Origin of the sequence: Bradyrhizobium sp., assembly GCF_052389815.1 — a bacterium.
GTDB lineage: Bacteria > Pseudomonadota > Alphaproteobacteria > Rhizobiales > Xanthobacteraceae > Bradyrhizobium.
Genome location: NZ_JBQTHN010000194.1, coordinates 45,730 through 55,569, shown reverse-complemented (window position 1 = coordinate 55,569; position 9,840 = coordinate 45,730). Strand labels below are relative to the sequence as shown.

Genomic DNA, 9,840 nt, shown 5'->3' with positions numbered 1-9,840 from the left:
TCGCCGAGCATCCGAAATGGACCGCGGTCAAATGGCGCTGCGAATATCCGCACAGCAAGGACAAGGCCGATCTCGGCAGCGCCGCGCCAACCGGCTGAAGCCGCGTCCGGCGCTGCCCGGCCGGGCTACTTGTTGCAGCCCTTCAAGTCCTTGTCCTCGATCGAGAACACTGCATCCGCCTTGATCTCGATATCGCGCACGAAGCATTGCCGTGCGTCGGGATAGCTGACCTTCGCATCATAACGTCCCGGCTCCACGCCCGTAATGCGCAGGCGTTCGCGGTGGTCGACCTCCTTGTCCTTGTCGTTCAAGGTCTGGTTCGGTCCCCAGGCGTCCTTTCCGGCCGGCGATAGCTGAAAGCCGGAGATGGTCGCGGTGGTCAGGTTCCAGAGCCGGATGCCCTTGCCCTGTGCGGCAAGCTCGGCGGTGCCGGCCAGCACGAGCGCGACCAAAGCCAGGATCCATCGCATCAGGAAATCCTTCCATGGCGATCGGTCCTACCTTAGCAGACGATCGCGGTTTTTCGCCCTGTCGAAATTCTTTGCGCGATCAAGACCCGTTGGTGCGGCCAACCTCGCTGAATCGAGATCGGCGCCGTCGAAATCGGCATCGATGATCGTGACGCCGCTCAAGTCGGCGCCGCCGAGCTGGGCGCCCTTGAGAGATGCCTTCGTCAGGTCGGCGCCTTTCAGTGAAGCAAATTCGAGATCGACGCGGGACAGGTCGGCGCCGCGTGCGTTCAGCCGTTCCAGGTTGGCCGATCTCAGCACCGCCCGCATGAGACCCATCGACTGATTGCGCATGTCGGCACCGAGATTGGCGTCTGCGATCGAGGCTCCGACGAGGCTGGCGCCGGTAAGATCGGCGGCAACGCGGGCTCCGGAGAGATCGGCGCCGTCGAGGCGCGCGCGTGGCATCTGCGAGGCGAACAGATTGGCGCCCTTCAGGCTCGCACCCCGCAGGTCCGCCTCGAGCAGCCAGGCCTGGTCGAGGATTGCGCGATCCAGCCTTGCGCCGGCGAGCTTCGTCCGGTTGAGGCGGGCGGCGCGAAAGACCGCGCCTGAAAGGTCGAGCCCGGAGAGGTCGAGGCCGGACAGTTTCTTTCCCGAGAAGTCCGCCGGTGCGGCGCTTGTTGCCTTCGCCAGAACGGCTTCGACGTCTGCGCGGGTCATTTCGGCCGAGACCATGTCCGGTGAGGAAAGGTCGACGTGGCGCATCATGTCTTGCGCCGTCGCCGTGACGGCCACGAGCCCAAGGCCGAATAGGGCGGGCCCGATCGCACGTTTGAGTACCCGCTCCGCGTGGATCATGGCGAGTTCCCGAAGCCGCATGCCGAACGTCGGCTTTTCAGCGGGACATTGATAGCATAGCTTTGCGTCCAGTAGCGGAGGAAAGCGATGACGGCGGCCGGACCGGTACGACGAATTGTCGCCGCGTTGATCGTGCTGACGTCGACGGCGATCGCCGCACGCGCCGAGGCTGTCAACGACTATCCGACGGCGGCGCGGGTGGAATACGTCTTCGGCTGTCTCAAGGCGAATGGCGAGACGCGGCAAGCGATCGAACAATGCTCCTGTTCGATCGACGTGATCGCATCGCTCTTGCCCTATGAGCGCTACGTCAGGGCGGAAACCGTCCTGAGCATGTCGCAGGTCCGCGGCAATCTGGGCACGCAGTTTCGCACCTCCGAACAGGCCTCGGGCGCGCTCAACGACCTCAGGCGCGCCCAGGCCGAAGCCGAAGTGCGATGTTTCTAGTGGCGGCCGTCGTTCCGGCCAGGCGATGTCCGCATCACATCCCGGAATCCTCACATCCCGGGATTCCTCACATGCCGGGATCGTCGATCTTCCACTCGTTCCGGAACGTATGGCCTCCGGTGTCCTTTGCCTCGGCGCGGAAGCGCTTCGCGCCGTTTGAAGCATAAGTGAACCTGATATTGGGGTCTTCCGAGAGGGAGATGCCGCCTTCGATCGCCAGCAGCAGGCTGTCGTCCTGCCACAGGCGCAGCTCGTTGACGAAGAAGGCTGGAATGTAAAGCTGCGTGATCTGGTCCATCTGCAGCCCGGAATTGTTGGGATGGCCGATCATGATCTGCGCCTCGCGCGCCCCGCCGGCTGCGCCGGGCCGCTTGAATTGCCGGTACCGCATCTGGCCCAATCTGCCCCTGGCCTCGTCGGCATTCCTGGCGGCCGGAGCGGAGCAGCCGCCGGATGCCTTCACGTAAGTCTTCGCCACATAAAGCTGTCCGTCGCTGAGCTCGGCCACCGCGTGAACGTCGGTGTAGTTGTTGACGCGCACCCGCGTCGAGATTTCCATCACATTGGCGTCCGGCCCGAGCTCGAACCTGGCCGCCATCGGCGCGGGATTCTGGTCGATCACGATTGTGATCGACAGCATGCGGCGGCCGTCGTCCGGCGCAAGCTTGCTGCGCAGGGTGACCGGAACGATCGCCGCATCCTCGGCTCGGTATGGCATCTCGATCGCGATCACGCCGCTGCCGTCGTGGATCGGACGGCTCTTGAAGATGTCCTGTACCAGGCCGGGCCACGGGTCATACGCCTCCGGAGTTGCCGCGTGCGCGAGGCCGGCGCCGAGCATGACGAGAAATCCGGCAATGCAACGCAAGTGCACTCGGTGTCCGAACATGGCCGTTGTCCCGCATCGCCCCGCGGAGACAACATACGCCATTGTGCGGGCTACTCCCATTCAATTTCCGAAAACGCCGCCGTTGCGTTGCGCGCATTGTAGTCGTCGAACAGTTGCCATCGCGATCGCTCGGAGGCGGCGGCCGATCTCGCTGCAGCCGTGATCGGCTCGCCGCGGGCAACGAGGGCGCGGACATCGGACGACAAGGCTTCGAGATAGCGACGCTGGTCGGTGAGTGCCGTCGGCCACTCGCTCACGGGTCCGTGACCGGGAATCACGCGCTGCGCGGGCAGGCGGCCGAGTTCGTCGATCGCAGTGAGCCAGCCGCGAATGCTGCCGTCCAGCACGGGCGTGTGGGCAAGGAACACCAGATCGCCCGCGAACAGCGTTCGGGTCCGTTCGTCGAATATGGAGACATCGTGATCGGTGTGCGCGGTCGGCCATGCCTTCAAGGTCAGGATTCGTTGGCCGAGATCGATGCTGACGGTGTCGTCGACCAGGAGCGTCGGCGGGATGATGCGGACCTCGTCCATCGCCTGGTCGCCCATGATCCGGCGAAACGTATCGAGATAGAACTGGCCGCGCGCCGCGAGCGCCCGCGGCAGGTTCCGATGACCGACGAACACGGTTCCATCGCCGGCAAATGCAGCGTTCCCGAAAACGTGATCCGGATGGCCGTGTGTGTTGATGACAAAGCGGACGGGCTTGTCGGTGCGTGCACGGATGGCCGCCAGCAGCCTGCGTCCCTCGGCAACGCTGCCTCCGCTGTCGACCACCGCAACCGCGCTTTCGCCGATGACGAAGCCGATATTGGCGGTCGCGCCGCCGTTTTCGCGCGTCATCAGCGCGGTCAGGCCGCGATGCACGAACAGGCCGGGCGCCACTTCGCTGACTTCGAGCGCCTGCGGCTGCGCGCACAAGGCGGTCGATGCGCCGATGAGGACGAGCGCGGCAAGGCCGCAAGTGCGAAGCGCCATACTTCTGCCTCCGTCCGATCACGAAGCGATGTCGATCAAACTGTGTTCCCCGTCAAGCTGACATGCGCCGCAACATCACGAGGGATCATTTCTGTTGCATGACGACGCCCGGCGCGCAATCTATGGCTGATAGCCTGATGAGAGGGGAGGTCGCGATGAACAACGGCGCGCAACGTCACCGTCCGCTTCTCCCGTTGATGGCGATCGCCGCAATGCTTGCCGGCGCAGATTTGGCGCGCGCGCAGACTGCGCAGACGACGGATGGCCCCGATCTGTCGATCGAGCTGGTCGATCCCAAGGTGTTGAGGATATGCGCCGATCCCCGCAATCTGCCGTTCTCGAACGACAAGGGCGAAGGTTTCGAGAACAAGCTCGGCGAGCTGTTCGCGGAGAAGCTGCAGAAGAAGCTGGACTATGTCTACTTCCCGCAAGCCACCGGGTTCGTGCGCATGACGCTCGGCGCGCATCGCTGCGACGTCATCATGGGATTTCCGCAGGGCGACGACCTGGTCCAGGGCACCAATCCCTATTACCGCAGCGCCTACGCCCTCGTGACGAGGCAAGGCAGCGGTCTGGACGACGTTGCGACGCTCGGAGATGCCCGCCTGAGAGGCAAGCATATCGGAATCGTCGCCGGCACGCCGCCGGCCACCAACATGGCCGTCAACGGTTTGATGGCGGACGCCAGGTCGTATCGGCTGATGATCGACACGCGTCTGGATTCGTCGGCGGCGACCATGATCGACGATCTGACCGCGGGAAAGATCGACGCGGCCATTCTCTGGGGCCCGATCGCCGGTTTCTACGCCGGCAGGACGAGTCCGCCGCTGCACGTCACGCCGCTGGTCAAGGAGACCACGGGGCCGCGGCTCGTCTACCGCATCGGCATGGGCGTGCGGTCGGCCGACCAGAACTGGAAGCGCCTGCTCAACCGCCTGATCCAGGAGAACCAGCCGGCCATCAACAGGATCCTGCTCGATTTCGGCGTGCCCCTGCTCGACGAGAACGACCGGCCGATCGGCGCTGAGACGGCGACGAAGTCGCCATGAGCCGGAAGCGTGCGGCAGTCGTTCTCGCCGCGTTCGCATTTGCCGCACGGGCGCATGCGCAGGCAGACGTTCCCGAGCCCGACGGATACCGCACGGACGACTATCGTGCGCCTGTTCCCGCAACGCTCGCCGGCGCCCGCGTGCTCTCGACCGCACAGACCGAGGCGATCTGGCGCGCGGGCGCGGCCATCTTCGTCGATGTGCTGCCGCGCGCGCCGAAGCCCGCGAACCTGCCGGCAGGCACGGTCTGGCGCGATAAGCCGCGACTCAACATTCCCGGCAGCATGTGGCTGCCGGACACCGGCTACGGCAAACTGGCTGAGACGACGGAGAAGTACCTGCGGCGCGTGCTTGATCGCGCTTCGAGAGGCAACCAGGCAGCGCTGCTGGTGATCTACTGCCAGGAAGCGTGCTGGATGTCCTGGAACGCGGCGAAGCGAATCCTGTCGTTTGGCTATTCCAACGTCGCCTGGTACCCCGAGGGGACCGAGGGATGGGAGCGCGCCAACCTGCCCGTCGCGGAAGCGCAGCCGGAGCCGCGGGCCGATGAGGAGAGGCCGGTCCCGGACCGGGAATGACGGGGCCGCCGGCTACTCCATCTCCTGCTGTATCACGCGCGCGAGTGCAAACAGCCGCTGGTCGATCGCGGTCGGTACCTCGCAGACGAATCCGATCACGCGCCGGCGGTCCTCGAAGATCCGCGTTTCCCAGACCAATTGATTGCTGAGCTCGTCGATCTTGGGCTGATCGGGCGGGGATGCGCCTTGCAGCGCCTGCAGGGCGAGCGTGTCCGAGCGGATCTTGTCGGCGGCCTCGCGCTGCTTGCGGGTCACCCGTTCGAGCCCGCTCAGAACGGAATTGCGCTGGGCATTGAGGGTTTCGAACAGGCCGGCGAACAGCAGCTTGCCGGTTTCGGCCTTTTCAGCCGCCGATCCCGCAAGAAATTCCGTGATCGCCTGCTGGGCCTCCTCGAGGAGTGTCTTCCTTGCGGCCAATTTCGAAACCAGCGCGCTCACCTTGGCGTCGTTCTTCCATTTGTTCGCGGCGTCGTCGAGCGGCGGACCTGCCCATACGGCGGCGAGCGAAATTTCGGGCACCTTGGCCTGGACGCATGGCCAGTCCGGATAACGCGGATCGGCGGCCAGGCAGCCTCCGGTCGATGCGGCGATGAGGAAGACGATCCCGATCGCGGTGCGCCACTTCATGTCTCGCCTCCGGCCGGACCTCGCCGGGCGAGCCCGCGCGAGGGATCATAGGCGTAGATCGCGCCGATCATGATGACAATCGTGCAGCCGCCGACGACCGCCAGCGAGACCCAGTTCACCTGTCCGTACAGCGCAAAGCGAATCAGCTCGACGGCATGGGTGAACGGATTTAGCTGGCAGACATAATAGAGCAGGGGGCTGCCCTCCTGCACCCGCCACAGCGGATAAAGCGCCGATGAAGCGAAGAACATCGGAAAGATGACGAAGTTCATCACCCCGGCAAAGTTCTCCAGCTGCTTGATGCCGGAAGAGATCAGCATGCCGAGCGCGCCGAGCATCAGGCCGACAAGGATCAATGCCGGCAAGACCGCGAGATACCCGGTCGGTGGCGGCGCAATGTCCCAGAACCACGCGATCAGCAGGAACGCATAAACCTGGAGCAGCGATACCGCCGTTCCCGCGACGAGCTTGCAGAACAGCAGGTACCAGCGCGGCAACGGGCTCACCAGAAGGGTGCGCATATTTCCCATCTCGCGGTCGTAGACCATCGAGAGCGAGGACTGCATGCCGTTGAACAGCTGGATCATCGCCATCAGTCCCGGCGCGATATACACCTCGTAGAGGATGTAGGTCTCGTATGGCGGGATGATGGAGACGCCGAGCACCTGACGGAAGCCGACGGCGAAGATGAACAGCCACACCAGCGGCCGCACCAGCGCCGAAACGAAGCGTTCGCGCTGGTGCAGGAAGCGCAAGGCCTCGCGCCACACGATGCCGTTCAGGCAGGTGACGTATTGAGCCGGCGAAAAGCCGCTGCGGTCCCGGGCGACGGTCGTGGAGCTCATGGCGCGGCACCTCCGGGTACGGTTGCCGCGCCGGTCAGGCGCATGAATGCGGCATGGATGTCATCGGCTCCGGCCTCGGCGATGACACGCGAAGCCGGGCCATGCGCCAGCACTCGCCCCTGATGCAGCACCACGAGGTCGTCGCCGGTCACGATCTCGTCGAACAGATGCGTCGCCCAGAGCACGCCGATGCCTTGCTCCGTCACCAGCTGGCGGACGTGGTCGAGAATATCGGCCCTGGCCTTGACGTCGAGCCCGACGGTCGCTTCGTCGAGCAGCAGCAGGCGCGGCCGGTGCAGCAGGGCGCGCGCGATCTCCAGCCGCCGCATCTGGCCGCCCGAGAGGTCGCGCACCTTGCTGCCGGCACGGTCGGCCAGGCCAAGGCGCGCCAACACCTCATCGCCGCGCAGGCGCGCTTCGCTTCTCGCGATGCCGTGCAGGGCGGCGTGATAGAGCAGGTTCTGCATCACCGAAAGGTCGAGATCGAGCGTGCGGGGCTGAAACACCACACCCAGCTGGCGCAACGCCTTGCCGGGCGCCGAACGAATGTCATGCCCGAAAATGCCGATGCGTCCGCTCTGAATCCCGAACAGCCGCGTGACAAGCGAAAACAACGTGCTCTTGCCGGCGCCGTTGAGGCCAAGCAAGGCGGTGAAGCTGGCCGGCGCGACCGTGAGGCTGACGTCGGCGAGAGCGCGCCGCGGACCATAGGAATGGCTGACGCGGTCGATCGACAGCGCGGGCATCGCGGCCGGATCGGGTCGGGGACGGGCGTCCGATGCTGACTGGCCGGCGGGTGCGGAGGATAGCGTCATGGCTGCTGAGCAATCGTAATGCCCCAGGGTAGCTCGCCCACCTGGATCGTCTTGATCACCTTTTGCGCCGCCACGTCAATCACCGAGACGTCGTTGGACACGCCATTGGTCACCAGCAGGTATTTTTCGTCCGGGGTGAACGCCATGTGCCAGACCCGCTGGCCGACCAGAAGATATTTGGTCACCGCATGGCTGACGGCATCGACGACGGCGACGCGGTTCGCAGGACCGAGCGCAACGAAGGCGGTCTTTCCGTCCCGGGTGATGCCGATGCCGACCGGCTGGATGGCTTCACGCCGCAGCCCCGGAATGCTGAATTCGATCTTGCGGGTGATGGTGCGCCTGGCGGGATCGATCACCGACACGGTGCCGCCGATCTCCGACGATACCCACAATTCGGAGCTGTCCTGCTTGAACTCGGCGAACCGCGGCCGCGCATCGACCAGCACATTGGCGACGATCTGGCGCGTCGCCGTGTCGATGAAATGCGCCATGTTGGTGGTCTCCGAGGTGTTGATCAGCATCTTGCCGTCCGGGCTGAGGGTCATGCCTTCGGGCTCGACGCCGACCTGGATCTCCCCCACGCGGACGCGCTTCTCGAGATCGATCACCGTCACCGTGTTGTCGTTCTCGTTGGCGACATAAAGCACCTTGCCGGCGGCATCCTGGGTGAACAGCTCGGGATCGGGGCCGGAGGGCAGCGAATCCACCACCTGCTGAGTTGCCGCATCGATCACCTCGATCTTGTCGTCATCGCCGACCGCGACCAGCACGGACTTGCCGTCTCTGGCGAATTCGATGCCGCGCGGCCGCTGGCCGACCTTGATGGTCTTGGTGACGATCCATTTGTCGGTGTCGATCACCGAGACGGTGTTGCTCTTCTCGTTCGAGACATAGGCGACGAACGCGGCGGCCGGCGCGGCGGTGACGATCCACCCGATCAGTCCGCAAAGCAGGTAGCGGCGCCTCATCCAAACCTCCGTCAACGCAGCTTGCACTTGGTCTCGGGCCGGTCGAAGCCGAGCGTGTCGAGCTCCGATACCTGATGCAGGAAGCCTTCCTGCGGCGAGACCGAGACCACCATGCGTCCGTCGACCAGCAGGATGGGCTGGCGCAGCTGCAGGTTCCAGTCGCGCAGCGTCAGCCGCTGGCCCTTGAATGCGGCAACGGAAAAATCCGCACCTTTGAGAAAGTCGAGCACGGCTTTCGCCTCGCCGGAATTGATGCGTGATGTCGCTTCGCCGATCATCCGCACCGCCGTCCAGGCCTGCATGTCCAGCGCCGTCATCCGCCGCGAGCTCAACTTCATGAAGCGGTTCTGCATCTGGATCGCGCCCCACTGATCCAGCGAGCCATCCCAGCTCCGCGGGACCAGACCCGCCGAGCCGGCGACCGGCCGCGGGTCCCATGTTCGATAGGGCAGATAGCCGGCGAAGACCTCGCTCTCGTCCGCCGCCACGAGGACGTCATAGGCGGGCGCCTGCTGCGTGAATACCGGCATTTGGCGCTGCACGAGTGTGACGCCGCTGTCGGTGCGCCGGGCGCCGCCGGTATCCTCGAACGTCCGTTCCTGCACGATCTTGGCGCCGAAGCGCGTCGCCGCGCGCCGCAGAGCCTCGGCATAGAGCTTGTCCTGCTGGTGCGAGCCGACCACCAGCAGCCAGCGCTTCCACTGCTTCCACACCAGATACTGGGCAAGCGCATCCGCGAGCATCGAGCGGGTCGGCGCCACATGGATCACATTGGCGCGGCAATCCTGCTCGCGCAGCCGCTCGTCGATCGCCCCCGCGTTGAAGAGGACGGTGGCGCGATCGCGCAGCGCATCGGCAGCCTTCAATAGTACGTCGGGCGGCAGATCGGCAATGATGAAGCCGTTGCGGCTCGCGAGCTCCGCCGCCGCCTTCACGGCGTCCTCGCCTTCCCTCAGCCTGACTTCCTGCAGGGTGAAGCGCTGATTGAGAAACCGGCCCGTGGTGTTGTTGTCCTCGATCGCAAGCCGCGCCCCGGCCACGCCGTCGTTCCCGGCAGGCTGCTCGACCAGCGACAGTTTCGGCTTGACGCCGGCCTGAGCGAGATAGCCGATGCCGATCTCGATCGGGTCCGCCGCGACGGCATGGCCTGCCACGATGCTAAGGCCGATCGCGCCGACCAACCATCGGATCATGGTTCCTCCCGACGCTCCTCCATTTGACCGCTGGATGGAGCCGCTGGCTTGCAAGGACGCCTGCCTTGCGGGCATTCTCGACTTGAAGCATGACTGAATTGTTTTGGCTTGCAACCCCGCCTTTTGCAGTAGCGCGGCC

Annotated in this window: 12 protein-coding genes; 3 read left to right on the top strand and 9 right to left on the bottom strand. The window is 65.0% G+C overall.

Annotated elements, in window-relative coordinates:
- Positions 1–125: 125 nt before the first annotated feature.
- Complete coding sequence (locus ACT4OC_RS27485; protein WP_444842195.1) at positions 126–470, bottom strand: hypothetical protein; 345 nt, start codon at positions 468–470, stop codon at positions 126–128.
- A gap of 27 nt (positions 471–497) precedes the next feature.
- Entirely contained in the window at positions 498–1,310 is an 813-nt protein-coding gene (locus ACT4OC_RS27480) for a pentapeptide repeat-containing protein (RefSeq protein WP_444842194.1), read from the bottom strand.
- Positions 1,311–1,397: 87 nt separating this feature from the next.
- Between ACT4OC_RS27480 and ACT4OC_RS27475 the strand changes: the two genes are divergently transcribed.
- A complete protein-coding gene (locus ACT4OC_RS27475; protein WP_444842193.1) occupies positions 1,398–1,757 on the top strand; it encodes a hypothetical protein in 360 nt (119 codons plus the stop codon).
- 67 nt (positions 1,758–1,824) lie between these two features.
- Here ACT4OC_RS27475 and ACT4OC_RS27470 read toward each other — a convergent pair whose 3' ends face one another.
- Together ACT4OC_RS27470 and ACT4OC_RS27465 are read right to left on the bottom strand one after the other, a co-directional pair.
- Complete coding sequence (locus tag ACT4OC_RS27470; protein WP_444842198.1) at positions 1,825–2,598, bottom strand: quinoprotein dehydrogenase-associated SoxYZ-like carrier; 774 nt, start codon at positions 2,596–2,598, stop codon at positions 1,825–1,827.
- Positions 2,599–2,696: 98 nt separating this feature from the next.
- Positions 2,697–3,623, bottom strand: a complete 927-nt coding sequence (locus ACT4OC_RS27465) for a quinoprotein relay system zinc metallohydrolase 2 (protein ID WP_444842192.1) — start codon at positions 3,621–3,623, stop codon at positions 2,697–2,699.
- 155 nt (positions 3,624–3,778) lie between these two features.
- Here ACT4OC_RS27465 and ACT4OC_RS27460 point away from each other — a divergent pair, with 155 nt between their 5' ends.
- Positions 3,779–4,672, top strand: a complete 894-nt coding sequence (locus tag ACT4OC_RS27460; protein WP_444842191.1) for a substrate-binding domain-containing protein — start codon at positions 3,779–3,781, stop codon at positions 4,670–4,672.
- A complete protein-coding gene (locus tag ACT4OC_RS27455; RefSeq protein WP_444842190.1) occupies positions 4,669–5,250 on the top strand; it encodes a PQQ-dependent catabolism-associated CXXCW motif protein in 582 nt (193 codons plus the stop codon). The genes ACT4OC_RS27460 and ACT4OC_RS27455 overlap by 4 nt, the downstream gene beginning before the upstream one ends.
- Positions 5,251–5,262: 12 nt before the next feature.
- Here the strand turns inward: ACT4OC_RS27455 and ACT4OC_RS27450 are convergent, their stop codons facing one another.
- The 5 genes from ACT4OC_RS27450 to ACT4OC_RS27430 all read right to left on the bottom strand — a co-directional run bounded on the left by ACT4OC_RS27450 (position 5,263) and on the right by ACT4OC_RS27430 (position 9,701).
- Positions 5,263–5,877: a hypothetical protein gene (locus tag ACT4OC_RS27450; protein ID WP_444842189.1), complete on the bottom strand. Its 615-nt coding sequence runs from the start codon at positions 5,875–5,877 to the stop codon at positions 5,263–5,265.
- Complete coding sequence (locus ACT4OC_RS27445; protein ID WP_444842188.1) at positions 5,874–6,722, bottom strand: ABC transporter permease; 849 nt, start codon at positions 6,720–6,722, stop codon at positions 5,874–5,876. Before ACT4OC_RS27445 ends, ACT4OC_RS27450 begins: the two co-directional genes overlap by 4 nt.
- Positions 6,719–7,468, bottom strand: a complete 750-nt coding sequence (locus ACT4OC_RS27440; RefSeq protein WP_444842197.1) for an ABC transporter ATP-binding protein — start codon at positions 7,466–7,468, stop codon at positions 6,719–6,721. The genes ACT4OC_RS27445 and ACT4OC_RS27440 overlap by 4 nt, the downstream gene beginning before the upstream one ends.
- Before the next feature lie 65 nt (positions 7,469–7,533).
- The gene (locus tag ACT4OC_RS27435) at positions 7,534–8,523 is read right to left on the bottom strand and encodes a YVTN family beta-propeller repeat protein (RefSeq protein ID WP_444842187.1); all 990 of its coding nucleotides are present in this window, start codon (positions 8,521–8,523) and stop codon (positions 7,534–7,536) included.
- Positions 8,520–9,701 (bottom strand): ABC transporter substrate-binding protein, encoded by a 1,182-nt coding sequence (locus ACT4OC_RS27430; protein ID WP_444842186.1) that lies wholly within the window; start codon positions 9,699–9,701, stop codon positions 8,520–8,522. Before ACT4OC_RS27430 ends, ACT4OC_RS27435 begins: the two co-directional genes overlap by 4 nt.
- Positions 9,702–9,840 lie beyond the last annotated feature (139 nt).